The organism is Brevibacterium sp. R8603A2, assembly GCF_023072605.1.
In the GTDB taxonomy this organism is placed as follows: domain Bacteria; phylum Actinomycetota; class Actinomycetes; order Actinomycetales; family Brevibacteriaceae; genus Brevibacterium; species Brevibacterium pityocampae.
Window position 1 is genome coordinate 17,493 of record NZ_JALLGN010000015.1, and the last position, 25,840, is coordinate 43,332.

Genomic DNA, 25,840 nt, shown 5'->3' on the forward strand with positions numbered 1-25,840 from the left:
ACAGTTCGGTCGGACGCCCGGTCGGGCACTGTCAGAACAGGGTGCTGATCCAGCGGCGGGTGTCGGCGGGGTCGATGACGTCGTCGACGTCGAAGAACATCGCCGCGGTCATCGCCCGGCCCTGCTCGTAGGACTCCGCGACGAGCTTCTCGTAGAGCGCCTCGCGCTCGGCCGGGTCCTCGACCGCGGCGAGCTCCTTCGAATAGCCCAGGCGCACCGCGCCCTCCAGGCCCATCGGCCCCATCTCCCCGCTCGGCCAGGCCACGGTGAAGCGGGTGGCGTGGAAGGAGCCGGCGGCCATCGCCATCGCGCCGAGCCCGTAGCCCTTGCGCACGACGACCGCCCCGAACGGCACGCTCAACCCCGCCCCCGTGGTGAAGAACCGACCGAACGCGGTGACGCCCGGCTCGTGCTCGGCCTCCGGGCCGACCATGAACCCGGGGGTGTCGACGAAGGACACGACGGGGATCCCGTGCGCCTGCGCGGTCTCGAGCAGCCGCACGAAGGAGTTCGCGGCATCGACGTCGACCGCCCCGCCGAGGTGGTGGTTGTCGTTGGCGATGATCGCGATCGGCCGGCCGGCGACGAGCGCGAAACCGGTGATCGCGCCCGGTGCGTGATCCGGGCGCAGCTCGAGGAACGTGTCCGCATCGACGACGCTGCGGATCACCTCGCGCATCTCGAAGGCGCGCAGCCGGTCCCCGGGGACCACGGCCCGCGCGCGCTCCGGATCCGGGGCACCGGAGTCCGCGGCCGAGGCGCCCTGCTGGGTATCCGGGGACACGGCACCCGGCCCGGCACCGCCGTCCCCTGCCGGCACGAAGTAGCGCAGGTACTGCTGGGTGGCGGAGACGGCCTCGGCGTCGCCGGCGACGAGCAGGTCGATGACACCGCTCACGGTGTGCACGTCGACCGGGCCGATGTCCTCGGGCCGGTAGCGTCCCAGGCCGCCGCCCTCGACCATCGCCGGCCCGCCCATCCCGAGGTTCGCGTCCTCGGTGGCGATGATGACGTCGCACACCCCGGCGAGCGCGGCGTTCCCGGCGAAGCACCGCCCGGACACGATCGCGACGAGCGGCACCCGGCCCTTGAGCCCGGCGAGCGCGGCGAAGGTGTGGACGTTGAGGTGGGCGCCCGGGGCCCGGTCGGTGTCGCCGGGCCTCCCGCCGCCGCCCTCGGCGAACAGCACCACCGGCAGCCCCTTGGACGCCGCGACCTGGATGAGCCGATCGGTCTTCGCGTGGTTGCGCGAGCCCTGGGTGCCGGCGAGCACCATGTAGTCGTAGCTCATGACGACGGCCTCGAGCGGCCCGCTGGGCGTGTCGACGAGTCCGATCCCGCCGATCAGCCCATCTCCGCTCGTGCGCGCGATGAGGTCTTCCAGCGAGCGCCTGGCCATCTGGGCGGCGATGACGAGCGGCCCGTACTCGACGAACGAGCCGGGCACGAGCAGGTCGTCGAGGTTCTCCCGGGCGGTCCGCCGCTGCCGGGCGTGGATCTTCTCCACCGCTTCCGGCTTCGCCTCGTCGAGCACGTCGGCATGCCGCTGCACGACCTCGTCGACGAGCGGGTGCGCTTCGTCCCGGGCGGCCTCCGCCTGGGCGGCGGGGTCGTCGGAGGTCCGCACGAGGAACACCGGGTCACCGGCTGCGACGGTGTCCCCGACCGCCACGAGGGCGCGCGCCTCCGCATGGGCCGGCGCCGGGATCGGGTGGTGCATCTTCATCGCCTCGATGAGTCCGAGCTCACCGGGCTTCGCGTCGAGGGACACGATCGTGCCGCTGAGCGGGGCGGCGACGAGCTCCTCCCCCGGCCCGGGTGCGGGCGCGGTGCGAGCCGGAGCCGAGGCGCCCTCGGCCGACGAGGCGCCCGCACCTCCCGGCGCACCTCCGGAACCGGTGCCGGCGCCGCCCGCACCACCGTCGTCCGCCTCGAGCTCCGCGGCCCGGGCGACGAGCGCTCCCATGTGCTCGTCGATCCACGTCGTGTGCGCCTCACCGAGCGGCGCGCGCTCGAGGACGGCGCGGAGGAACGCGGTGTTCGTGTCCAGCCCGGTGCAGCCGAGCTCGGCGAGCGCGCCGGCGGTCCGGCGCTCGGCGGCCTCGAGGCCCGGCCCGTGGGCGATGACCTTGGCGATGACGGTGTCGTAGAGGGCGCCCACACGGGTGCCGCCGCGCACCCAGGTGTCGACGCGGATCCCGGGCCCGCTCGGCAGGTCGAAGCGCTCGATCGTGCCGGTGGCCGGGTGCACGGTGCCGTCGGCGGCGAGGGTCTCCGCGGCCACCCGCACCTCGATCGCGCTGCCGGCAGGCTCCCACGTCATGTCCTCGGCCACGCCGTGGACGGCGAGGTCCTCACCCAGGCCGAGCGCGATCTGGCAGGCGACGAGGTCGAGCCCGGTGACCGCCTCGGTGACGGTGTGCTCGACCTGGATCCGCGGGTTGACCTCGAGGAGCACCCAGTCGTCGGCGGCGACGAGGAACTCGACGGTGGCGAGCGACAGGTAGTGGAGCGAGTCGAGGAGCTTCTCCGCCGCCCGGTGGAGGTCCGCCCGCAGGTCTGCGGACAGTCCGGGGGCCGGGGCGAGCTCGACGAGCTTCTGCCGACGGCGCTGCAGCGAGCAGTCGCGGTCGCCGAGCGCGTACACGCCGTCGGGCGTGCCGATGCACTGGACCTCGATGTGGCGGGCTGCGGGGAACCAGGTCTCGGCGAACACGCGCGCGTCCCCGAACCCGTGCTCGGCCTCCGCCGCACAGCGCGCGATCGCCGGTTCGACGTCCTCCGGGGAGGTGACGACGGCGATGCCGCGCCCGCCCCCGCCGGCGAGCGCCTTGATCGCGATGCCCGCCGGGTGCCGCTCGAGGAGCTCGAGGGCCGGCGCGGCGGTCTCGAGGACCCCGGTCGCCTCGGCGACGGGGATGTCGAGGGCGGCCGCCCGGTCCTTCGTCGAGGTCTTCGTCCCGGCGATCTCGAGGACGTCGGCGGACGGGCCGAGGAAGGTCAGTCCCGCCTCGTGGCAGGCGTGGGCGAACGCGGCGGATTCGGCGAGGAACCCGTAGCCGGGGTGGACGAGCTCGGCCCCCTCGTCGACGGCGATCCGGATGAGCTGCGCGATGTCGAGATAGGCGCGCGGCCCGATCCCCTCGAGCTGCCGGGCCGAATCGGCGAGCCGGACGTGGAGGCTGTCGGCGTCGTCGGCGGGGTGGACGGCGAGCGTGCGCAGCCCCTGGTCCTGCGCGGTGCGGATGATGCGGGCGGCGATCTCGCCCCGGTTCGCGACGAGCAGCGTGGTCATGCGGTGGGCAGCTCCTTGAGCAGGTCGACCTTGCGGATCTTGCCGGTCGCGGTCATCGGCATCGTGTCGACGACGACGACCTCGGGCACCTTGTACGACGCCATCTGCTCCCGCGCCCAGTCCCGGATGCTCTCCGGCGTCGCCGCGGAGTCCTCCGTGAGCTCGACGAAGGCGACGGGCCGCTGTCCGGTCTCCGGGTCCTCGCGCGGGGCGACGGCGACCCGCACGACGTCGGGGTGGCCCTTGAGGAAGGATTCGACCTCGGCGGGGAACACGCTCATCCCCTTGACCTTGATCATCTCCTTGGTCCGGGCGAGGTACGTCAGCGCCCCGTGCGCGTCGAACCGGCCGGTGTCCCCGGTGAGCAGCCAGCCGTCGACGAGCGTGTCGCGGCTCGCCTCGGGCCGGTGGTAGTAGCGGGTGAGGACTGAGGGCGAGTGCACGAGGATCTGCCCGGTCTCCCCGACCGGCACCGGTGCGAGGTCGGCATCGACGACGACGATCCGGGTGCCGGGCACCGGGTAGCCGCAGTAGATCGGCTCGGCGCACAGGTCCTGGTCATCCGCATCGAGGCCGAGGGTGAAGGTGTCGGCGGTGTGCGTCTCCGTCATCCCGTAGGACGCCTCGCGCAGCAGCACGCCGGTCGCCTCCCGCCACTGTCCGCGCAGCTCCGGGTCGAGTTTGCGCACGAAGCTCACCGCAGTGCAGTTGCGCAGCGAGGACGTGTCGGCGCCGGCGAACCCGGGCAGCTCCATGAGCTCGACGTAGTTGTCCGCCGGCGCCACGATCGAGGTGACCTGCTGGGAGGCGATGAGCTCGAGCGCGACCTCGGGGTGCCAGCGGGTCATGAGCACGACGGTGGACCCGTCGACGAGCGGGTTGAGCATGCACATGTCCTCCCCGGCGATCCAGAACATCGGGAGGAAGCCGAGTGCCACGTCTCCACCGGCCCCGGGGGTGCGCCCCTGGCCCAGGAGCGCGCTCACCGCGGTGTAGACCATGTGGCCCTGCGTGTGCTCGCAGCCCTTGGGCATGCCGGTGGTGCCGCCGGTGTAGTTGAGCGCGGCGAGCGCGTCCCGGTCCGCCGGCACCGGGTCGGCCGGCGGGCTGTCGATGATCGCCTGCCAGTCCGAGGGCTGCTCCGGGTCGATCGCACCGAACGGGGCGCGCGGCACCGGTTCGCCGTCGATCATGTCCGCCATCCGGGTGTAGGCGACGGTGAGGTCGGGATCGACCCCGTCCGCACCGCGCACCGCGTCGAGGAGCGGGGCGAACTCCGGGTGCGCGAGCACCACGCCGACCCCGGCGTCGGCGAGCTCGTAGGCGAGCTCGCCGGCCTTGAACAGCGGGTTGATCGGCACGTACACGGCGCCGAGGCGGAGGATCCCGAGGAACGCGATCGTCAGCTGCGGGCAGTTGACGAGGTACGCCCCCACCCGGTCGCCGGCGCGCACGCCCTGGGACCTGAGCCACCCGGCGAACGCGGCGGCCGAGCGCTCGAGCTCCGCATAGGACACATCGCGCCCGTAGAAGTGGATGGCGACGATGTCCGGCCGCTCCACCGCCCACTTCTGCGTGTAGTCGGCGAGCACCGCACCGGGCAGCGGCTCGCTGTACTCCCGGGGGACCTCGGCCGGCCACAGGTCGCGCATCCCGGCGAGCTCCTCGGCCACCGCCTCCCACTGCTCATGCATCGGTGTCCGGGTCATCTCAGCCGTTCTCCGCCTGCTCGGCACCGACCTTGCGCATCTCGCGGCGCAGGATCTTGCCCGATGCGGTCTTGGGCAACGCGTCGATGAAGTTGATCTGGCGCGGTGCCTTGTAGGAGGCGAGGTGCTCGCGGCAGAACGCGACGATCTCGTCCTCGGTGATCTCCGCGCCCGGCTGCAGGCTGATGAACGCGACGACGTTCTCACCGCGGTACTCGTCGGGGACGCCGACGACAGCGGCCTCGAGGATCGCCGGGTGGGTGTAGAGGACGTCCTCGACCTCGCGCGGCCACACCTTGAAGCCCGAGGCGTTGATCATGTCCTTCTTGCGGTCGACGATGAACACCCAGCCGTCGGGGTCCATGAAGCCGACGTCGCCGGTGCGCAGCTCCCCGTCGGGGATGTTCTCCGCGGTGGCCTCCGGGTTGTTGATGTACTCCAGGGACACCATGGGGCCGCGCACGCAGATCTCGCCGACCTCGTTCGGGCCGACTTCCTGGCCGTTCTCGTCGAGGATCCGCAGCATCACGCTCGCCAACGGCAGGCCGCAGGACAGGTTGCCCGATTCGGGGTCGACGGGGGCACGCAGGTGGCGGGGCACGACGACGCACTGGGCAGTCGTCTCGGTGAGTCCGTAGCCCTGCCCGATGTAGTGCCCGGTGCGGTCCTCGAACTTCTTGACGATCGCCTCGGGCAGCGGGGCGCCGCCGGACATGATCGAGGTGAAGGAGTCGAAGGCGTCGGAGGTGAAGTCCGGGTGCGCGAGCAGCGCCATGTAGGCCGTCGCCGGGCCGGCCATGTACTGCGGCTTGTCGGTGCGGAACGTCTGGAGCGCGGCCGCGGGGTCGAAGCGGTAGTTCATCGACAGGGCAGCACCGCAGGCCGCGGCGGCGAGGAACTGGCACACGAACCCGGTGATGTGGAAGACCGGGGCGAGGGTGAAGATCGTCGCGGTCTCGTCGAAGCCCTGGTAGTCGCGCAGCATCTGGGCGTTGACGGACAGGCCGCGGTGGGTGACCGCCGCGCCCTTCGAACGGCCCGAGGTGCCCGAGGTGTAGCCGATGATGCCGACCGAGTCGGGGGTGAGCACGGGGTCCGGCACGGACTTCCCGTCGTACTCTGCGACGACGGTGGCGAAGTCTGGCTTGCCGGTGTCGTAGGAGTCGGCGAACATGCCGAAGATCCGCTCGTCGTCCGTGCGCTGGTAGTCCTTCTCGTTGCAGGTGACGACGATCGGCAGGCCCTCGGCGTAGGGCTTGACGCGGTCGAGGTAGGCCGCGGCGGACACGACGAGCGCCTTGACCCCGGCGTCGGAGAACACGTGGGCGAGCTCGTCGCGGTACATCGGATTGAGCGGCACGACGACGCCGCCGGCCTTCCACGCGCCGTACACCGCGACGTAGTAGTGGGGGACGTTCTGGAGGTAGACGCCCAGCCGGTCGCCGGGTTCGAAACCCTGGTCGACGAGGTAGGCGGCGAAGGCATCGACCATCCGGTCGAGCTCGGCCCAGGTGGGCTCGTAGCCGTAGTACTTGATCGCGGGTCGGTCGGGGAAGCTCTCCACCGCGCGGTCGAAGAGCGCGAGGGTGGTCGTCTCCTCGATCTGCTTGTTCAGCCGCTCGTCGTCGGCGACGGTCTTCAGCCAGGGGCGGGTTTCGAAGAAGCTCATGGTGGTCATTCCTTCACGTCGATGTGATCGGATCAGCGGTTGGGGCGGGGAGGGCGGACGACCGGGATCGACCGGCGCGCACCAGGGGGACGCAACGATGGGATCGTGGTGGTGCAGTGGGCGTGGCCGAGGGGAGGGCCCGGGGCGGGTGCGTCGACGCACCCGCCCCGGTGGGATGGATCAGGCGACCTCGAACAGGCCGGCGGCTCCCATGCCGCCGCCGATGCACATCGTCACGACGACGTACTTGACGCCGCGGCGCTTGCCCTCGATGAGGGCGTGGCCGACGAGCCGTGCTCCGGTCATGCCGTAGGGGTGGCCCACGGAGATGCCGCCGCCGTCGACGTTGTACTTCTCCGGGTCGATCCCGAGCTTGTCGCGGCAGTACAGCGCCTGCACGGCGAAGGCCTCGTTGAGCTCCCACAGGCCGATGTCGTCGACGGTGAGGCCGTGGCGCTCGAGCAGCTTCGGGATCGCGAACACCGGGCCGATGCCCATCTCGTCCGGGCCGCAGCCGGCGACCGCGATGCCGCGGTAGATGCCGAGCGGCTCGAGGCCGCGGCGGGAGGCCTCGGCGTCGGACATGAGCACGGAGGCCGACGCGCCGTCGGACAGCTGCGAGGCGTTGCCGGCGGTGACGGTCGGGTTCTGCGAGGCCACGCCCGGGGCGAGCACCGGCTGGAGCTTGGCGAGGCTGGCGAGGTCGGTCTGCGGGCGGTTGCCCTCGTCCTTGCTCAGGGTGACCTGCTTCTCCGAGGTCTCCTTCGTCTCCTTGTCGACGACGATCTGCGTCGACTCGAGCGGGACGATCTCGGCGTCGAAGCGGCCGGCCTCCTGCGCGGCGGCGGTGCGCTGCTGGGAGGACAGGGCGTACTCGTCCTGCGCCTCGCGCGGCACGCCGTAGCGCTCGGCGACGATCTCCGCGGTGTTGAGCATGGGGAGGTAGATCTCCGGCAGGTTCTCCACGAGCCACGGGTCCTTGGCGCGGAAGGTGTTCTGCTTGTCGTTCTGGACGAGCGAGATCGACTCGACGCCGCCGCCGACGGCGATGTCCATGCCGTCGTGGACGATCTGCTTGGCCGCGGTGGCGATCGCCATGAGGCCCGAGGAGCACTGGCGGTCGAGCGTCATGCCGGAGACGGTGACGGGCAGGCCCGCGCGCAGGAGCGCCTGGCGGGCGACGTTGCCGCCCTGCGCGCCCTGCTGGAGAGCGGCGCCGAGGATGACGTCCTCGACCTCGCCGCCCTCGAGCCCGGCGCGCTGCACGGCGTGCTTGATCGCGTGGCCGGCGAGCTCCTGGGACTGGGTGTTGTTGAACGCGCCGCGGTAGGCCTTGCCGATCGGCGTGCGGGCGGTGGAGACGATGACTGCATCAGTCATGAGAGGTCCTCTCTGTGGTCGGACCGGCGGAGCGCCCGCCGGCCGGCGGCGGCCGGAGCCGCCTATGGGTCATGCTGTCAGATCGATGAGCGGAGCGAGCGCGCGCCGCTGGGCGGCGGCGTGGCCGAGGATGAGCTCGTCGGCCTTGGCCCGCTTGAGGTAGAGGTGCAGCGGGTACTCCCAGGTCATGCCGTTGCCGCCGTGGAGCTGGACGGCCTCCTCCGCGGCGTGGACCGCGGTGGTCGAGGCGTAGGAGCCGGCGACGAGCGAGCACAGCTCGACCTCGTCCTCCGTCTGTTCCCCGGCCTGCCAGGCGGCGGCGACGCGGGCGGCGTAGATCGTGGCCGCCCCGGTCTGCGAGACCTCGAGCCAGAGGTCGGCCATCCGGTGCTTGATCGCCTGGTAGGAGCCGATCGCACGGCCGAACTGGCGGCGTCCCTTGATGTACTCGAGCGTGAGGTCGAAGGCCCGCTGCGCCACACCGTACTGCTCGGCGGCGAGGATGATGCGACCGAAGATCTCGGCGGTCCTCACGGCCTGCGCGGCCTGCTCGCCGCGTCCGAGCACCGTGGCCGGCGCGGACTCGAAGGTCACGTCGGCGAGGCGACGGGTCTGGTCGAAGCTGAGGAACGCCTCGGTGCGCACGTGCTCGGCCGCGACGAGCGCGACGACGGTGTCGGAACCGGTGCCGGTGACAACGAGGTACTCGTCGGCACCCGCACCGTCCATCACCCCGGCGACGGTCCCGGACACGGTGGCGGAGTCCCCGTCGCCGCCCACGGTGAGCTCGGCACGGATCTGCGGGGAGGACGCCGTGAACGCGATCGCGGCGAACGATTCGCCGGCGGCGAGCCGGCCGGCGAGGTCGCCGGCGCGGACGCCGACGGCCAGGGTGGTCGCGAGCACGCCGGAGCTGAGGAACCGCACGGGCGCGACGGCCCGGCCGATCTCCTCGGCGACGACTGCGGCCTCGGCCGCGCTCGCGCCCGCTCCCCCGAGGTCCTCGGGCACGAGCAGGGCCGCGAGGCCGAGCTCCTGGGCCCAGGCCCGGTCAAGTCCGGAGGTGTCGGTGTGCGGGTCGTCGTAGAGCTTCGCGACGGACTCGGCGTCGCTGCGGTCGGTGAAGAGCTTGCGGACGCTGGACCGCAGATCCTCTTCGACTTCGCTGGGCAGGAGATCGATATCGGTCATTTCGGAAGGTCCTTGAATGCCACGTCCTTGTCGACCCGGTGCTCACCGGGCAGACCGAGGACTCGTTCGGAGATGATGTTGCGGATGATCTCGCTCGTGCCGCCCTCGATCGAGTTGCCCTTGGCGCGCAGGTACCGGTAGCCGGGGATCCGGCCGGTCATCGAGTACTCGCTCGGGCGGCGCATCTCGTAGGTGTCGTAGCGCAGGCCGTCGACGCCGCGCATGGTGATGTCGAGGCTCGACAGCTCCTGGTTGTTCAGGGCGAAGGAGAGCTTGGCGCCCGAGCCCTCCGGTCCGGGCTGACCGGCGGCGAGCTTCTGGCTCAGCCGCTCCCCCATCATGCGGGCGACCTCGACCTCGACCCACAGCTCGAGCAGGCGGTCCTGGAGCAGCGGGTCGCGGTACTCCGGGTGATCGCGCCACGCCTGGGCGACGACGCCGATCATCCCGCCCTCGCGCGGGGACCCGCCGCCGATCGCCACGCGCTCGTTGTTGAGCGTGGTGTTGGCGACCTTCCAGCCCTGCCCGGGCTCGCCGAGCATGTTCGCCGCAGGGACCTCGACGTCGGTGAGGAACACCTCGTTGAACTCGGCCTCGCCGGTGATCTGGCGCAGCCCGCGGACCTCCACGCCGGGGGCGTGCATGTCGATGAGGAAGTAGCTCAGGCCCTGGTGCTTGGGCACGGAGGTGTCGGTGCGGGCGACGAGGATCGCCATGTCGGCGTTCTGCGCGCCCGAGGTCCACACCTTCTGGCCGCTGACCTTGTACACGTCGCCCTCGGCGACCGCGCGGGTCGCGACGGCGGCGAGGTCGGAGCCCGCGCCGGGCTCGCTGAAGAGCTGGCAGAAGATCGTGTCGAGCGTGTAGATGTCGCGCAGGATCTTCTTCTGCTCGGTGGTGCCGTAGGCGACGATCGTCGGGCCGGCCATGCCGAAGCCGATCGTGTTGCTGCCCCTCGGCGGCGTCTCGAGCCCGGCGGCGGCGACCTGCTGCGCGGCGTACTCGCGCAGGCTCGTCGACACCCCGAGGCCTCCGTCGCCGGCAGGGAAGTTCACCCAGGCCAGGCCGTGGTCGTAGAGGACTCCGTAGCGCTCACCGGCGCTCATCCCGTCCGTCGTGGCGGCCTGTGCCGCCGCGACCGCCTCGTCGATGCGCCGCTGCTGGGCGCTCAGGGGTTCGGTGCTCAATTCTTCGGCCCTCCTGCGACGTAGATGACCTGGCCGGACACGAAGCCGGCGCCCTCGCTGGCCAGGAAGGAGGCGGTGTGGGCGATGTCCTCGGGCTTGCCGGTGCGGGCGACCGGGATCTGCTTCGCCGCACCCGCGGTGAAGTCCTCGAAGGAGATCCCGACCCGCTCGGCGGTGGCCTTCGTCATGTCGGTCTCGATGAAGCCGGGGGCGATCGCGTTCGCGGTCACGCCGAACTTGCCGAGCTCGATCGCGTAGGTCTTCGTCAGGCCCTGGATGCCGGCCTTGGCCGCGGAGTAGTTCGCCTGACCGCGGTTGCCGAGCGCCGAGGTCGAGGACATCGAGATGATGCGCCCGAACTTCTCCTCGACCATGTGCTTCTGGCACGCCTTCGTGATGAGGAAGTTGCCGGTGAGGTGGACGCCGAGCACCACCTGGAACTCCTGCGGGGTCATCTTGAACAGCATGTTGTCCTTGATGATGCCGGCGTTGTTGACGAGCACGGTCGGCGGGCCGAGGGTCGAGGCGACGGAGGCGACGGCCTGCTCGACGGCGGCCTCGTCGGTGATGTCGGCGCCGATCGCCGTCGCCTCGCCGCCGGCGGCGACGATCCGGTCGACGACCTGCTGGGCGTCCGCCTCATTGAGGTCGAGGACGGCGACCTTCATGCCGTCCGCGGCGAGCCGTTCGCTCACGGCGGCACCGATGCCGCGGGCTCCGCCGGTGACGATCGCTGTGCGCTGGGTCATGGGTTTCTCCTTCGAATGCTGGTGGAAGTCGGTGGTGCCGCGGCCCCGGCGATGGCCGGGACCGCGGCTGCGGCGGTGCTCAGGAGCGGTACTTCTTGAGCTCCTTGCGGGCGATCGTCATCTTGTGGACCTCATCGGGTCCGTCGACGATCCGCAGGGTGCGGGCGTGGGCGTACATCTCCGCGAGCGGGAAGTCCCCGGTCACACCGCCGCCGCCGTGCACCTGGATGGCCCGGTCGATGACGTTGAGGGCGGCCTTGGGGGCGGCGACCTTGATCTCCGAGATCAGGGTGCGCGCCTCCTTGTTGCCGACCTTGTCCATCATGTCCGCGGCGTGGAGGGTGAGCAGGCGGGCCTGGTCGATCTCGACGCGGGATTCGGCGATCCAGTCCTGGATGTTCGCCTTCTCCGACAGCTTGGTGCCGAACAGCACGCGGGACTCCGCCCGGCGGCACATGAACTCGAGGGCGCGCTCGGCCATGCCGATGGCCCGCATGCAGTGGTGGATGCGGCCCGGGCCGAGGCGGGCCTGGCTGATCGCGAATCCCTCGCCCTCGCCCTTGAGGACGTCCTTGGACGGCACGCGGACGTTCTCGAAGAGCACCTCGGCGTGGCCCTCGCGGTCGTCGTAGCCGAACACGGTGAGGTTGCGCTTGACGGTGACGCCGGGGGCGTCGATCGGCACGACCATCATCGACTGCTGGCGGTGGGTCTCCGCGCTCGGGTCGGTCTTGCCCATGACGATGAGGACCTTGATGAACGGGTGGCAGCCGTTCGAGGTGAACCACTTGCGGCCGTTGAGGACGTACTCGTCGCCGTCCTTCTCCATCGTCATCTCGATGTTCGTGGCGTCCGCGCTCGCGACGGCGGGCTCGGTCATCGCGAAGCCGGAGGCGATCTTCCCGTCGAGCAGCGGCTTGAGATACTTCTCCTTGTGCTCCTCGGTGCCGAAGAGCGTGAACACCTCCATGTTGCCGGTGTCCGGGGCGTTGCAGTTCGTCGCCTCCGGGGCGAGGTGGATCGAGCGGCCCATGATCTCGGCGAGCGGGGCGTACTCGAGGTTCGTCAGGCCGGGGCCCCACTCCTCGTGCGGGTGGAACAGGTTCCACAGACCGCGCTTGCGGGCCTCGACCTTGAGGTCCTCGAGGATCTGCGGCTGGGTGTGCGGGCTGTCGGCGGCCGCCATCTGCTCCTCGTAGACGGATTCGGCCGGGTAGACGTGCTCGTCCATGAAGGCGAGCAGGTCCTCGCGGTACTTCTTGGCGCGTGCGGTCTCTTCGAACATGGTCACTCCTGTGTGGGGTGTCGGGTGCGTCAGCGGGTGGGGTGGTGGGTGGCGGGTGTGTGTGGTGGACGGGTGCCCGGCGACGGGCCGCTCAGCTCGCGGATCCGCCGGCGAGTGTGCGTCGGTAGCGGCGCATGCCGCGCAGCCAGCGGTCGTAGTCGGAGCCCTTCATGCGGTACATGTCGAGCACCTCGGGGTGCGGGAGGATGAGGAAGGTCTCGGATTCGACCGCGGCGAGCACGACCTCGGCGACCTCGGCGGGCTCGAGCACCCGCCCGGCAGACGTCACGGCCTTGTTCGCCGTCCGGTCCGCCGCGTCCGCGGCGCGCTCCCCGCCGGTGAGCAGCGGGGTGTTGACGCCCATCGGGCACAGGCAGGAGACGCGGATGCCGTCGTCGCCGTAGGTGATGTTGAGCCACTCGGCGAAGCCGACGGCCGCGTGCTTGGTGGTCGAGTAGCCGGCCTGGCCGATCTGGGTGAGGAGTCCCGCAGCCGATGACGTGGACACGAAGTACCCCTCACCGCGGGCCTGCCAGCCGGGGACGAGGGCCTTGGCCGCACGGATGTGGGCGCGGACGTTGATGTCGAACACGCGATCCCACTCGTCCTCGTCCTCGCCGATCCCGGTGGGGCCGACGATGCCGGCGTTGGCGAAGTAGAGATCGACGGGCCCGTGGGCGGCCTCGGCGGCGGCGAGGAGCTCGGTGACCCCGTCGGCGGCAGCGACGTCGCCCTGCCAGGAGGCGGCGCCGATCTCCTCGGCGACCTGGCCGACAGTGGGGGCGATGTCCGCGATGAGCACGCGCGCGCCGCGGCGGATGAGCTCCTCCGCGAGGGCTCGCCCGATCCCGCCGGCGCCGCCCGTGACGACTGCGGTCTTCGAGTTCACATCCATGTGGTTCCTCTCCGATTGAAAACGGTGACGTCCTTGTGACCGACCTCACCATCTATCTATAGTTGAGGCAGGCCTCAATTTCAAGCCTGACCAAACATTCGTTCGTCACGAATTCATCGACACCGATCCAATGGAGGGCCGGATGGGCGCCAAAGCCGAGCGCACCCGAGCGAACCTCGTGCAGGCCGCGCGCGCCGTCTTCGCCGAACAGGGGTACTTCGACACCAAGCTCTCCGACATCACCGACCGCGCCGGCTGCTCGACCGGCACCCTCTACACGTATTTCCGCAACCGCGAGGACATCCTCGCTGCGATCATCGAGAGCGCCTACACCCCGGTCCTCTCCCCCGACCACTCCGGTGAGGTCGTCCTCGACCGGGTGTCGCGGATCCGGCGGGCCAACCGCGAATACATCGAGTCCTACCGGGAGAACGCCGACCTCATGGGGCTCATGGACCAGGTGGCGCACGTCGATGCCGGCATCCGCGAGGTGCGGCTGCGCCGGGCGCGGGCCTTCGTCGAACGCAACGCCCAGGGCATCGCGAAGCTCCAGGAGACGGGGGCGGTCGACCCGCACCTCGACCCGCTGCTCGTGTCCCAGGCGCTGTCCTCGATGGTGAGCCGGATGTGCTTCCACATCTTCGTCGATGATCGCGAGAACCCCCGCTTCCGCACCTCGCAGGGGATCGATGAGCTCGTCGACACGCTCACCACGCTGTGGGTCAACGCGCTCGGGCTCAGCGCCGAGCCGGACGCCGACGCCCGCATCTGCACCACCGGAACCCGCCCCACCGACTCGTCGGCATCTGCCGACACCCGTCCCACAGACATCACCGTCCCGACAGGAGTCTCATGACCGCACCCGCCCCCTCGACCGCCTCCGCAGCGCCGCGGAACCCCGTCGACGCCTTCATCGCCAATGCCGCAGCGGACCCGAGCGCCGTCGCGGTGCGCGGGCCGCGGCGGGCCGACCGGGTGGAGCTCACCCGCGCCGGCCTCGTCACCGCGATCGCCCGGGCCGCCGAGCGGTTCTCCGCCGCCGGTCTCGCCGCCGGGGACCGGATCGTCCTCATCGCCCCGACCTGCCCGGAGTTCCTCGCGGAGTTCTTCGGCGCGCAGGCGCTCGGGATCGCCGTCGTCGCGGTGAACCCGCTGTCCACCCAGCGCGAGCTCGACTTCTTCATCACCGACTCCGGCGCCCGGCTCGTCCTCGCCCACCCGGCCGTCGCCGAGGCCGGACGGGCATCCGCCTCGACCACGGGGACCCGCTTCGAGACCATCGAGCTGCTCGCCGGCGACCCCGAGCCGGTCAGCGATCCGGCGGACTTCGCACCGCTGCCGCGCGACCCCGGCGATCTCGCCGCACTGCTCTACACCTCGGGCACCACGGGCAGGCCCAAGGGTGCGATGATCACCGTCGGCAACCTGCTCGCCGTCGCCGAGGTCGGCCGGCAGATCTCCGGCATGGGGCCCGAGGACCGCTCGGGCACCGCGCTGCCGCTGTTCCACGTGTTCGGGCTCGCCTCGGTCGCGACGGTGTCGCTGACCAGCGGCGTGCCGCTCACCCTGCTGCCGCGGTTCGACGCCCGCGAGCTCTACGACACGATCATCGACGACCGGCTCACCGTGGTCGCCGGGGTGCCGACGATGTGGAACGCGATCCTCCGGGTCGAGTCGGACCGGGTGCCCACGACGCTGCGTCTCGCCCTGTCCGGCGGCGCCTCGATCGCCGTCGAGCTCATGCGGCAGTTCGAGACCCGGTTCGGGGCGCAGATCGCGGAAGGGTACGGACTCACCGAGACGAGCGCCTTCGGCACCTTCAACCCGTGGAACGGGCGGATCGTCCCCGGCTCGGTCGGGATCCCGGTGCCGCAGCTCGAGGTGCGGGTCGTCGGCCCGGACGGCGCGGACTGCGCCGTCGACGAGGTCGGCGAGGTGTACCTGCGCGGCACGATGGTCATGGCCGGGTACTGGAACAATCCCGAAGCGACCGCGGCGGCCTTCGACGAGCACGGCTTCTTCCGTACCGGGGACCTCGGCCGGCTCGATGCCGACGGCTACCTCTCCATCGTCGACCGGATCAAGGACCTCATCATCCATGGCGGCTACAACGTCTACCCGCGCGAGGTCGAGGAGGTGCTCTACGAGCATCCGAAGGTCCTCGAGGCCGCCGTGATCGGCAGCCCCGACGAGCACTACGGGCAGACGGTGACAGCGGTGATCACCCCGATGCCCGGGCAGACGCTGACGGAGGCCGAGGTCGAGGCCTTCTGCCGTGAGCAGCTCGCGGCCTACAAGATCCCGCGGATCATCCGGTTCGTCGACGCCCTGCCGAAGGGCCCCACGGGGAAGATCCGCAAGCGGGACATCACCCCCTGAGACCGCAATTTCAGGAGGTTCCTGAGAGCAATTCCGCCGTTCTCCGCAATCTCAACCGACCCGATCGAGATCGCAGAATCCTGCGGATCCGTTCACAGGAACCGCCTGAAATCGAGTGGTCAGGTCTCGTCGATGTCGAAGCGGTCGACGTTCCCGGCCCCGACCCGGCGGACCACCGGGGCGCCCTCGGTGAAGTCGACGACGGTCGTCGGGACGACCCCGGGCACGCCGGAGTCGATGATGATGTCGACCTCGTTGCCGATCTCGTCCTGCACGTCCGCGGCGTGGGTGAGCGGGTCCTCCGCTCCGGGCAGCAGCAGGGTCGAGGACAGGATCGGTTCGCCGACGTCCCCGACGAGCGCGAGTGCGGTGCGGTTCTCCGGGATGCGTGCGCCCACCGAGTGCTTCTTCGGGTGCATCATCCGCCGCGGCACTTCCTTCGTGGCCTTCATGATGAAGGTGTACGGCCCGGGAGTGAGCGACTTGATCGTGCGGAACGCGGAGTTGTCGACGATGACGAACTGCCCGAGCTGGGCGAAGTCGTCGCACATGAGCGTGAAGTGGTGCTTCGAATCGAGCTTGCGGATCCGCGTGATCCGCTCGATCCCCTGCTTGTTCTCCAGCGCGCAGCCGAGCGCGTAGCACGAGTCGGTGGGATAGGCGACGAGCCCTCCGGAGGCGATGACCTCGGCGACCTTGCGGATCAGGCGGGGCTGCGGGTTGTCGGGGTGGATCTCGAGTATTTCAGCCATACGTCATGGTAACCGCAGATGCCGCCCGCGTCAGGGGGTCCGCGGGTCTCCCCCGGCCGGGCCGTCTCCGCCGTCGGACCCCTCGCGCCGGTCGCCCCGGGTGGATCCGGTTCCGTCCCCGGATCCCGCGCTCTCCACGCCCTCCGGATCGTTGGGGTCGACGGACTCGTCGGCGACCTGTTCGGGCGGACGGAGGAAGGGGGCGCGCATGACGAGCTCCTCCGGCGCCGGCTCCTCGACATCGGGCCACGCGCCCGAGGCGCCCGTCCCCGTGGCCGCGGCACCGTCCACCGCGGAGCTCTCCGCGGAGCTTCCCGCAGCGCCGCGGTCGGCCACGTTCCCATGCGCGGGCTCCGCCGGTTGGCTGTCCGGTGCCGCCGCCCCCGCGCCCGAGGCGCCCGCAGCACTCGCACCGGTGGCCGCCCGCATCCGGTCGAACTCGCCGGGGTCGCCCGGCACCACGACGGAGCGCCCGGTGATCCCCTGGGCGGCACGGATCGGGCGCACCGGCAGGCTCGACCCGGTGGACAGGTCGGAGGCGATGAGGTTGTTGACCCAGCGGGCGCGCGGGTCCGCATCGACGAGGAGCGCCTTGAGGAGCAGGGTCGCCGGCAGCGCGAGCAGTGCGCCCATCCAGCCGAGCACCCAGTACCAGAACAGCAGGGAGAGGAACGACATGAACGGGGTGACACCCACCGATTCGCCGGTGAACTTGGGCTGGATGATCGACTGGATGACGAAGTTGAGCACCGAGTAGGCGATGACCACCCACAGCGCGTCCCACCAGCCGCCGCTCACCAGCGCCATGAGCGCGGGCGGGACGAGGCCGATGACGAAGCCGATGTTGGGGATGTAGTTGGTGAGGAACGCGAGCACGCCCCACACGAGCGCGAGCGGAACTCCGATGATCCACAGCGCCACGAGGTCGAGGACGGCGACGATGAGGCCGAAGATCGTCGCGACGACCCAGTACCGGCGCACTCCGGCGGCGAAGATCTGCATCGCGCGGCCGAACCGCGGACGGATCGCCGAGGTCACCTGCAGGCGCCGCGGGAACGACATCGAGTCCATCGCGACGAAGAACACCGCCATGATCACGGTGATGAGCGCGGTGAGGACGAGGCTGACGTTCGACAGCAGCGAGCCGACGGTGGAGAACAGGGTGGATACGTCGAAGGCGGCGAGCTGCTGCTCGACGAACCCGCTCGTCACCCCGAGCGTCGACAGCCAGGCGAGCGCCTCGCCGTAGGTCGCGGTGATCTCCTCGGTGTACTCGGGGATGACCATGACGAGCTCGGCGATCGACCAGGCGGTGAGGCCGAAGAACCCGAGGAGCACGACGAGCACGACGACGACGGTGACCATCGCGGCGAGGAACCGCGGCACCCGGACCCGCACGAGCCAGCGCTGCAGCGGGTAGGCGACGATGACGAGGTTCATCGCGAGGAACACCGGGGCGACGATCGACTGCAGCGACTGGAAGAAGTGCACGCCGTAGGCGAGCCCGGCCACCCCGAGCACGACGACGAGGTAGCGCGGCCAGAGCGCGCCCGCGGCTGCCTCCGCGCTGCTCGCCGGAGCGGTGAGCGGCTCCCCGCCGGGCCCGAGGTGCCCTGCCGGGTTGCCGGACGCGGTGCTCACCGCCGCTTCCGCTTCTCGCGGATGCGCATGCCGATCTCGAGCGGGGTGCCCTCGAAGCCGAAGGTCTCGCGCAGGCGCCGGGTGATGTAGCGGCGGTAGCCGGGCTCGAGGAACCCGGTGGTGAAGAGGACGAACTTGGGCGGCCGGTTCGAGGCCTGCGTGCCGAACAGGATGCGCGGCTGCTTGCCGCCGCGCACCGGGTGCGGGTTGGCCGCGACGAGCTCACCGAGGAAGGCGTTGAGCCGGCCGGTCGGGATCCGGGTGTCCCAGCTGTCGAGCGCGCGCTCCATCGCCGGCACGAGCCGGTCGGCGTGCCGTCCGGTCTTGGCGGAGATGTTCACCCGCGGCGCCCATTCGACGTGCTGGAGGTCCTGCTCGATCTCGCGCTCGAGGAAGTGCCGGCGGTCCTCGTCCATGAGATCCCACTTGTTGAAGGCGAGGACGAGCGCGCGGCCGGTCTCCGTCACCGTCTTGATGATGCGGACGTCCTGCTCGCTCAGCGTCTGGTCGGCCTCGAGGAGGACGACGGCGACCTCGGCGCGCTCGAGCGCGGTCTGCGTGCGCAGCGCGGCGTAGAAGTCGGCACCGCTCGCCTGCCGGGCGCGCTTGCGGATGCCGGCGGTGTCGACGAAGCGCCACTGCCGCCCGCCGAGCTCGACGAGCTCGTCGACCGGATCGCGGGTGGTGCCGGCGACGTTGTCGACGAGCACCCGCTCGCTCCCGACGAGCCGGTTGAGCAGAGAGGACTTGCCGACGTTGGGCCGGCCGACGAGGGCGACGCGGCGCGGTCCCCCGACCTCGGAGAGGGCGTCGATGCCGGACACCTCTGGCAGCACGTCGACGAGGACGTCGAGGAGGTCGGCGACCCCGCGCCCGTGCATCGCGGAGACCGGGTGCGGCTCGCCGAGGCCGAGCGACCAGAGCTCGGCTGCGGCGAGCTCGCCGCGCTCGTCGTCGACCTTGTTCGCCGCGAGCACCACGGGCTTCCCGGCCCGGCGCAGCATCCGCACGACGTGCTCGTCGGTGGCGGTCGGGCCGGTGGTGGCGTCGACGACGAACACGACGGCGTCGGCCATCTCGACGGCGACCTCGGCCTGCTCGGCGATCCGGGACGCCATGCCCTTGGCATCGATGTCCCAGCCGCCGGTGTCGACGAGGGTGAGCGGGCGTCCGTTCCACTCCGCGGAGTAGCTCACGCGGTCGCGGGTGACGCCCGGGACGTCCTCGACGACGGCCTCGCGGCGGCCGAGGATGCGGTTGATTAGGGTGGACTTGCCGACGTTGGGACGGCCGACGACGGCGAGCACGGGAGCGGGCCCGGTGACCTCGGGGCCGGTGTCGCCGTCTTCGTAGGCGCTCAGCAGCGCCCGGTCCTCGTCCTCGAGCTCATAGGATTCGAGGCCGGCGCGCAGCGAGGAGGCGCGCTGCTCGGCCTCGTCGTCGGCGATCCCGGCGACGCGGTCGGCGAGGTCCTCGTCGGGGCGGGCGAGGAAGTCCTCGGCCGCGGAGGAGGTGCCGGAAGAGGTGCCGGCGGAGCCGCCGGTGGGGTCTGATTCAGTCATGTTCGGCCTTCTCGACCAGACCCATGACGGCTGCCACGGACTGCTCGAAATCGATGTCGGTGGTGTCGAGGGTGTGGACGCCGTCGGCGGCGGTGAGGAAGCTCGTGGTCTGTGCGTCCTTCGCGTCGCGGTCGACGATCTGGGAGCGGGTGGCCTGCACGGCCGCGGCGTCGGCGCTGCCGTGGAGCTCCTTCGAGCGGCGGGCGATGCGCACGGACTCGTCGGCGGTCATGAGGATCCGGACCTCCGCCTCGGGGGCGACGACGGTGGTGATGTCGCGGCCCTCGACGACGATCCCGGGTGCGGCGGCGGCGATGATCTGCCGCTGGAGCTCGATGAGCTCGGTGCGCGCCTCGGGCACGGCGGACACGATCTGCGCGTTCGCCGACACCTCGGGCTCGCGGATCTCGGTGGTGACGTCGATGCCGTCGATCGTCACCTCGGCGATGTCGGGGTCGGTGGAGATCTCGAGGTCGGCGCCGCGGACGAGCTCGACGACGTCGCCGGGGTCGGCGGTCCCGCGGTTGAGGCACAGCCACACGACGGCCCGGTACATCGCACCGGTGTCGAGGTAGCCGTACCCGCTGCGCCGGGCGACCTCGCGGGAGACGCTCGATTTGCCGACGCCGCTGGGCCCGTCGATGGCGATGACTGTCATTCTCTTCCTTCGGTGTCGATTGCCGCCTCCGGCACCCACCAGCCGCGCGCGGCCAGTCCTTCGGTGAGGGTGACCTGGGCGGACGGGATGACGGAGATGTCCACACTGCCCAGCTTAATGCCGGTGGCGTGGTCGATGCGGATGTCCTCGACGTTGACGTCGAGCTCGCCGACGTCGGCGAACAGGCGGGCGAGAGTGCCGGGTGCGTCGTCGATGAACACGGTGACCGAGGAGTACCGGGCCGGGGCCTGGCCGTGCTTGCCGGGGATCCGGTCGTGGCCCTCGTTGCCGGCGGCGAACAGCCCGGCGATCGTGGCGAGCGCACCCGGTGCGAGGTCGAGGGCGTCGATGAGCGCATCGAGGTCGGCGCGGACATCGGCGAGCACCGTGCGCACCTCGGCGGCGTTGCCGGCGAGGATCTGCGTCCACAGCCCCGGGTCCGAGGCGGCGATCCGGGTGACGTCGCGCAGCCCCTGCCCGGCGAGCGCCACCCCGTCGGCGGGCATGTCCTTGAGCCGGCCGGCCATGAGCGAGGCGAGCACCTGCGGGGCATGGGACACGCGGGCGACGGCGGAGTCGTGGAACTCGGGGTCGAGGTGGACGACGGCGGCGCCGGTGGCCTCGGCGAGCGCGACGACGGCGGCGAGGCGGTCGGCCGGGGTGTCCTCGTCGGAGCACACCACCCAGGGGCGGGCGAGGAAGAGGTCGTCGCGGGCGGCGATCGCCCCGGACCGCTCCCGGCCGGCCATCGGGTGGCAGCCGATGTAGCGGGCGAGCACCGGGTCCCCGGCGAGCGCGCGGGCCTCGGCGAGGACCGCGGTCTTCACGCTCGCGACGTCGGTGACGGTGGCTTCCGGCCAGGTGTCGAGTGCGGCGACGATGGTGCGGGCGGCGACGTCCGGCGGGGTGGCGACGACGACGATGTCCGCGGTCGAGGGCTCCGCGGCGGTGCCGGCGCCCATGTCGGCGGCGAGCCGCACGGCGGTCGGCGACTGGTCGGACAGCGTCACCGGGTACTCGGCCCGGCGCAGCGCGAGGCCGAGCGAGGTGCCGAGCAGTCCGGTGCCGATGATGTGGACGTGGGGCAGGGTCACAGGCGGACGGCTTCCGTGAGCGCGCCGACCTCGTCGGGGCGCAGGTCGCGGACCTTGCCCTGGCGCTGCTCGGCGAGCGGGATCGGGCCGAACTGGGTGCGCACGAGGCGCTGCACGGGGGTGCCGACGGCGTCGAACAGGCGGCGCACGATCCGGTTGCGCCCGGAGTGGAGGACGACCTCGACGAGCGCGTAGCCGGGGGTGGAGTCGACGAGCTTGAAGGAGTCGACGCGGGAGATCCCGTCCTCGAGCTCGATTCCCTCGCGCAGGCGGGCGCCGGCGTCCTTGGGGACGGGGCCGCGGACCTCGGCGAGGTAGGTCTTGGAGATCTCGTAGGAGGGGTGGGTGAGCCGGTTGGAGAGCTCGCCGTCGTTGGTGATGAGGAGCAGGCCCTCGGTCTCGTAGTCGAGGCGGCCGACGTGGAACAGGCGCTCGGGGCGGTCGCGCAGGTAGTCGGCGAGGCAGCGGCGGCCCTCGGGGTCGCTCATCGCGGTGACGACCCCGGCGGGCTTGTTGAACGCGAGGTACACCTTGTCGGTGTGGGCGGTGATCGGCATGGTGTCGACGCTCACCGTCTGGGTGGCGGGGTCGATCCGGGTGCCGAGCTCGCGCACCGTCTCCCCGTCGACCGTCACGCGGCCCTCGGTGATGAGCTGCTCGCAGGCGCGGCGGGAGCCGAGGCCGGCCTCGGCGAGGATCTTCTGCAGGCGCACGCCGTCGGGCCGGTGGGCGTCGACGGCGGGAGCGGGAGTCTGCCGCCCGCGCTCCTTGCGGCTGGGGCGCTTGGAACGGTGACCGGGCGACCGGGGATCTGAGGCATTCATGGGGTCCATTGTCTCAAACTCGCACGCCTCCCGCCGACCACGCCCGCGCCCCCGCGCCTCGCCTCCCGCTACCGAGGCCCCGATCGCGCGCTGAGGTGTCGAACGAGTGCGGTTTCGGGCCGAGATCCGCACTCGATCGACCCCTGACGCGCAGTCGGCCCGTCAGTCGACTGTCGGGACGTCGTCGCCGGCGGGCAGGTAGGGGGCGATGTCGGGCAGCTCGTCGAGGCTCTCGAGGCCCATCGACTCGAGGAACACCCGGGAGGTGACGAACTGCACCGCGCCCGAGGTGGAATCCGCCCCGGATTCGACGATGAGTCCGCGCATGAGCAGGGTGCGCACGACGCCGTCGACGTTGACGCCGCGGATCGCGGAGATCCGCGCGCGGGTGACCGGCTGCCGGTAGGCGATGACGGCGAGGGTCTCGAGGGCGGCCTGGGAGAGCTTCGCGGACTGGCCTGCGGTGATGAAGTCCGCGACCGTGCCGTGGTGGTCCGCCCGGGAGTAGATGCGCCAGCCGCCGGCGGCGCGGCGCAGCTCGAAGCCGCGGCGGCGTGAGCCGCGGCGGCCGTCGTAGTCGGCGGCGAGCTCGGTGAGCGCGGCGAGCGCCTCGTCCGGGGTGGTGCCGAGCGCTTCGGCGATCTGCACCGGTTCGAGCGGCTCGTCGACGACCATGAGGACGGCCTCGAGCGCGGTGAGCAGGGCCTCATCGACGGCGGCCTCCCCGGCCGGTGTCCCCGCTCCGGGCGCCGTCCCGGCACCCTCGACCGCAGTCCCCTCGCCCGTGCGGTCGGCCTCGGATCCGGTGTCAGTCATCGGCGGTCTCCCATTCGTCGGTGTCGGTGAGTGCGGCCGTCCCGGCCCCGCCCGCGGTGCCTCCCCCGGCGTCCGCGACTCCCGCCTCCGGCTCCACCCCGCTGATCCGCAGGGCGCCGAGCGGTTCGGGCTGGTCGAAGGCGCACAGCCCGGCCTTGAACAGTTCGAGGAGCGCGAGGAAGCGGGCGACGATGACGAGGGTGTCCCCGGCATCGGCGACGAGCTCCGCGAAGTCGAGCGTGACGCCGGGCTGCAGGCGGGCGAGGATGAGCGAGCGCTGCTCCGGCACGCTGACCTGCGGCAGATGGAGGTGGTCGATCGACACCGTCGGGGGCGTGCGGTCGCGCTGGAGGACGGTGGCGAAGAGCGCGGCGAGCACGCGCGGGGTGGCGGTCCTCTGCAGCGGCGGCAGGATGTTCGCGAACTCCGGCTCGAGCGGCACCGAGCGGGCCGTGCGGGTCGCGGCGGTCGCCATCTGCACCGCGAACTCCGCGGACACGCCCTTGAATGCGCGGTACTGGAGGAGCCGGGCGAAGAGGAGGTCGCGGGCCTCGAGGAGCTCGAGGTCGAGCTCGTCCTCGACCTCCCCGCTCGGCAGCAGGCGTGCGGTCTTGAGGTCGAGCAGGGTGGCGGCGACGAGGAGGAAGCTCGAGAGCTCCTCGAGCCCGGTCCGGCCCTTGAGCTCGGAGACGTAGGCGAGGAACTCGTCGGTCACCTCGGACAGGGCGACCTCGGTGATGTCGAGCTTGCGCTTGCCGATGAGGCCGAGCAGGAGGTCGAACGGGCCGGAGAAGTTGTCCAGCTCGACGACGAATCCGCCGGTGCTCAGGGGGCGCCTCCGCGGGCGATGAGCTCGCGCGCCAGGCGGCGGTAGGCCTCCGCCCCGGTGTGCGAGGGGGCGAAGGAGGTGATCGGCTCGGCGGCGACGGAGGCGTCGGGGAACTTCACGGTCCGGTTGATCACGGTGTCGAACACCTTGTCGCCGAAAGCCTCGACGACGCGGGCGATGACCTCCTGCGCATGCAGCGTGCGGCCGTCGAACATCGTGGCGAGGATGCCGTCGATCTCGAGGCCGGGGTTGAGCCGGTCCTGCACCTTCTCGATCGTCTCGACGAGGAGCGCGACGCCGCGCAGGGCGAAGAACTGAGTCTCGAGCGGGATGATGACGCCGTGTGCGGCGGTCAGCGCGTTGACGGTGAGGAGGCCGAGCGAGGGCTGGCAGTCGATGAGGATGACGTCGTACTCGCCGGCGACCTTCGCGAGCGCCCGGGCGAGCACCTGCTCGCGGGCGACCTCGTTGACGAGCTGCACCTCCGCGGCGGACAGGTCGATGTTCGCCGGGAGGATGTCGATGCCCTCGACGTTGGAGCCCACGATGACGTCGTGCGGGTCGACCCGGGAGCTCATGAGCACGTTGTAGATGCTGAGCTCGAGGTCGTAGGGGTTGACGCCGAGGCCCACCGACAGGGCGCCCTGCGGGTCGAAGTCGACGAGCAGCACGCGGCGGCCGTAGGCGGCGAGCGCCGCCCCGAGGTTGATCGAGGAGGTGGTCTTGCCGACCCCGCCCTTCTGGTTGACCATCGCGATGATCCGGGCCGGCCCGTGCGCGCTCAGCGGTGCGGGTTCGGGGAACTCCCGGGTCGGACGACCGGTGGGACCGAGGCGGTCCTCGGCCCCGGGGATGTCGAGTCTCTGCTGCGAATCGGCCACGCGGATGGTCACCTTTCTCGTGATCGGCTGCTGTCCACCCTATCGCGCCCGCGGGTGGGAGGTGGCATACACCTCGCGCAGGGTCTCCGAGGTCACGCGGGTGTAGATCTGCGTCGTCGTCACCGAGGAGTGGCCGAGGAGCTCCTGCACGACGCGGATGTCCGCGCCGCCCTCGAGGAGGTGGGTCGCGAAGGAGTGGCGAAAGGTGTGCGGGGAGGCGTGGGCGGCGAGCCCGGCCCGCTCGGCGGCGGTGCGGATGGTCTGCCATGCCGACTGCCGGGACAGCCGGCCGCCGCGCTGGTTGAGGAACACCGCCCCGGCGCGCTGCCGCCGCTCGGGGTCCCCGCTCCTCCCCCGGGCCGCGCCCTCGGAGCCGGCGGCCCGGGCGGCGCTCATCTGCGGCCGACCGCGCACCAGCCAGGCGTCCAGCGCCCGCGCGGCGTGCGCGCCGAGCGGCACGAGCCGCTCCTTGCTCCCCTTGCCGTAGAGCCGCACGATCCGGTGCTCGAGGTCGAGATCGTCGATGTCGAGGCCCACGGTCTCGCTGATCCGGGCCCCGGTGGCGTAGAGGAGCTCGAGCAGGGCACGCGAGCGCAGCTCCGCGGCGGAGTCCCCGACGACGGTGGCGAGGAGGGATTCGACCTCGGCGATGCTCAGCGCCTTGGGGAGCCGCTCGGTGGCCGAGGGCGGGCGGACGTCGACGCCGGGGTCGGTGCCGGTGAGGCCCTCGGCGTGGAGGAAGGCGTGGAGGCGGCGCACCGCGACGGTGATGCGGGAGCGGCTGCGCACCGCGAGCCCGGTGTCGGCGAGCCCGGCGACGAAGGTCCGCAGGTCCTCCGGGGTGACCGCGGTGTAGTCGCGCGCGTCCTGCGCGGTGAGCCAGGTGAGGTAGCGGCCGAGGTCGCGGGCGTAGGCGTCGAGCGTGTTGCGGCTGAGCCCGCGCTCGAGCTCGAGGTGGGCGAGGTAATCGGCGGCCGGTCCGCGCAGGCCGGGGACGGCCTCGGGCAGGAGTTCCGCCCCGCGGCGCGCCATCAGCGGTCCCCG

Annotated in this window: 21 protein-coding genes; 2 read left to right on the forward strand and 19 right to left on the reverse strand. The window is 71.5% G+C overall.

Features of this window, described 5'->3' with window-relative positions; translation table 11 throughout:
* Positions 1-31 precede the first annotated feature (31 nt).
* The 9 genes from MTQ12_RS13290 to MTQ12_RS13330 form a co-directional block, all read right to left on the reverse strand.
* A complete protein-coding gene (locus MTQ12_RS13290) occupies positions 32-3,295 on the reverse strand; it encodes a carboxyl transferase domain-containing protein (protein ID WP_247618992.1) in 3,264 nt (1,087 codons plus the stop codon).
* The gene (locus tag MTQ12_RS13295; protein ID WP_247618993.1) at positions 3,292-5,004 is read right to left on the reverse strand and encodes an AMP-binding protein; all 1,713 of its coding nucleotides are present in this window, start codon (positions 5,002-5,004) and stop codon (positions 3,292-3,294) included. The genes MTQ12_RS13290 and MTQ12_RS13295 overlap by 4 nt, the downstream gene beginning before the upstream one ends.
* A 1-nt stretch (position 5,005) precedes the next feature.
* Complete coding sequence (locus MTQ12_RS13300; RefSeq protein WP_247618994.1) at positions 5,006-6,673, reverse strand: AMP-binding protein; 1,668 nt, start codon at positions 6,671-6,673, stop codon at positions 5,006-5,008.
* Between the two features lie 180 nt (positions 6,674-6,853).
* The gene (locus tag MTQ12_RS13305) at positions 6,854-8,053 is read right to left on the reverse strand and encodes an acetyl-CoA C-acyltransferase (RefSeq protein WP_247618995.1); all 1,200 of its coding nucleotides are present in this window, start codon (positions 8,051-8,053) and stop codon (positions 6,854-6,856) included.
* 69 nt (positions 8,054-8,122) lie between these two features.
* Complete coding sequence (locus tag MTQ12_RS13310) at positions 8,123-9,244, reverse strand: acyl-CoA dehydrogenase family protein (protein WP_247618996.1); 1,122 nt, start codon at positions 9,242-9,244, stop codon at positions 8,123-8,125.
* Positions 9,241-10,431 (reverse strand): acyl-CoA dehydrogenase family protein, encoded by a 1,191-nt coding sequence (locus MTQ12_RS13315; protein WP_247618997.1) that lies wholly within the window; start codon positions 10,429-10,431, stop codon positions 9,241-9,243. Before MTQ12_RS13315 ends, MTQ12_RS13310 begins: the two co-directional genes overlap by 4 nt.
* Positions 10,428-11,180: an SDR family NAD(P)-dependent oxidoreductase gene (locus MTQ12_RS13320; RefSeq protein ID WP_247618998.1), complete on the reverse strand. Its 753-nt coding sequence runs from the start codon at positions 11,178-11,180 to the stop codon at positions 10,428-10,430. The genes MTQ12_RS13315 and MTQ12_RS13320 overlap by 4 nt, the downstream gene beginning before the upstream one ends.
* A 79-nt stretch (positions 11,181-11,259) precedes the next feature.
* On the reverse strand, positions 11,260-12,465 hold the full coding sequence (locus MTQ12_RS13325; RefSeq protein ID WP_247618999.1) for an acyl-CoA dehydrogenase family protein: 1,206 nt from the start codon (positions 12,463-12,465) through the stop codon (positions 11,260-11,262).
* Between the two features lie 91 nt (positions 12,466-12,556).
* A complete protein-coding gene (locus tag MTQ12_RS13330; protein ID WP_247619000.1) occupies positions 12,557-13,360 on the reverse strand; it encodes an SDR family oxidoreductase in 804 nt (267 codons plus the stop codon).
* 142 nt (positions 13,361-13,502) lie between these two features.
* On the opposite strand from MTQ12_RS13330, the gene MTQ12_RS13335 reads away from it, so the two are divergent.
* Together MTQ12_RS13335 and MTQ12_RS13340 are read left to right on the forward strand one after the other, a co-directional pair.
* Positions 13,503-14,216, forward strand: coding sequence for a TetR/AcrR family transcriptional regulator (locus MTQ12_RS13335; RefSeq protein ID WP_247619001.1), 714 nt, complete (start codon positions 13,503-13,505; stop codon positions 14,214-14,216).
* On the forward strand, positions 14,213-15,739 hold the full coding sequence (locus MTQ12_RS13340; RefSeq protein ID WP_137320006.1) for an AMP-binding protein: 1,527 nt from the start codon (positions 14,213-14,215) through the stop codon (positions 15,737-15,739). Before MTQ12_RS13335 ends, MTQ12_RS13340 begins: the two co-directional genes overlap by 4 nt.
* Before the next feature lie 119 nt (positions 15,740-15,858).
* Here MTQ12_RS13340 and MTQ12_RS13345 read toward each other — a convergent pair whose 3' ends face one another.
* From MTQ12_RS13345 to xerD, 10 genes are all read right to left on the reverse strand, one after another.
* On the reverse strand, positions 15,859-16,491 hold the full coding sequence (locus MTQ12_RS13345; RefSeq protein WP_137320007.1) for an L-threonylcarbamoyladenylate synthase: 633 nt from the start codon (positions 16,489-16,491) through the stop codon (positions 15,859-15,861).
* A gap of 30 nt (positions 16,492-16,521) precedes the next feature.
* A complete protein-coding gene (locus MTQ12_RS13350) occupies positions 16,522-18,132 on the reverse strand; it encodes an AI-2E family transporter (protein WP_247619002.1) in 1,611 nt (536 codons plus the stop codon).
* On the reverse strand, positions 18,129-19,694 hold the full coding sequence (der, locus tag MTQ12_RS13355; RefSeq protein WP_247619003.1) for a ribosome biogenesis GTPase Der: 1,566 nt from the start codon (positions 19,692-19,694) through the stop codon (positions 18,129-18,131). Before der ends, MTQ12_RS13350 begins: the two co-directional genes overlap by 4 nt.
* Complete coding sequence (gene cmk, locus MTQ12_RS13360; RefSeq protein WP_247619004.1) at positions 19,687-20,352, reverse strand: (d)CMP kinase; 666 nt, start codon at positions 20,350-20,352, stop codon at positions 19,687-19,689. The genes der and cmk overlap by 8 nt, the downstream gene beginning before the upstream one ends.
* Positions 20,349-21,446, reverse strand: coding sequence for a prephenate dehydrogenase (locus tag MTQ12_RS13365; protein ID WP_247619005.1), 1,098 nt, complete (start codon positions 21,444-21,446; stop codon positions 20,349-20,351). The genes cmk and MTQ12_RS13365 overlap by 4 nt, the downstream gene beginning before the upstream one ends.
* Complete coding sequence (locus MTQ12_RS13370; protein ID WP_247619006.1) at positions 21,443-22,270, reverse strand: pseudouridine synthase; 828 nt, start codon at positions 22,268-22,270, stop codon at positions 21,443-21,445. Before MTQ12_RS13370 ends, MTQ12_RS13365 begins: the two co-directional genes overlap by 4 nt.
* A gap of 162 nt (positions 22,271-22,432) precedes the next feature.
* Positions 22,433-23,086: an SMC-Scp complex subunit ScpB gene (gene scpB, locus MTQ12_RS13375; RefSeq protein ID WP_282599390.1), complete on the reverse strand. Its 654-nt coding sequence runs from the start codon at positions 23,084-23,086 to the stop codon at positions 22,433-22,435.
* Positions 23,079-23,915, reverse strand: a complete 837-nt coding sequence (locus MTQ12_RS13380; RefSeq protein WP_137320508.1) for a ScpA family protein — start codon at positions 23,913-23,915, stop codon at positions 23,079-23,081. Before MTQ12_RS13380 ends, scpB begins: the two co-directional genes overlap by 8 nt.
* A complete protein-coding gene (locus tag MTQ12_RS13385; protein WP_247619008.1) occupies positions 23,912-24,796 on the reverse strand; it encodes a ParA family protein in 885 nt (294 codons plus the stop codon). The genes MTQ12_RS13380 and MTQ12_RS13385 overlap by 4 nt, the downstream gene beginning before the upstream one ends.
* Before the next feature lie 39 nt (positions 24,797-24,835).
* A complete protein-coding gene (gene xerD, locus MTQ12_RS13390) occupies positions 24,836-25,828 on the reverse strand; it encodes a site-specific tyrosine recombinase XerD (RefSeq protein WP_137320015.1) in 993 nt (330 codons plus the stop codon).
* Positions 25,829-25,840 lie beyond the last annotated feature (12 nt).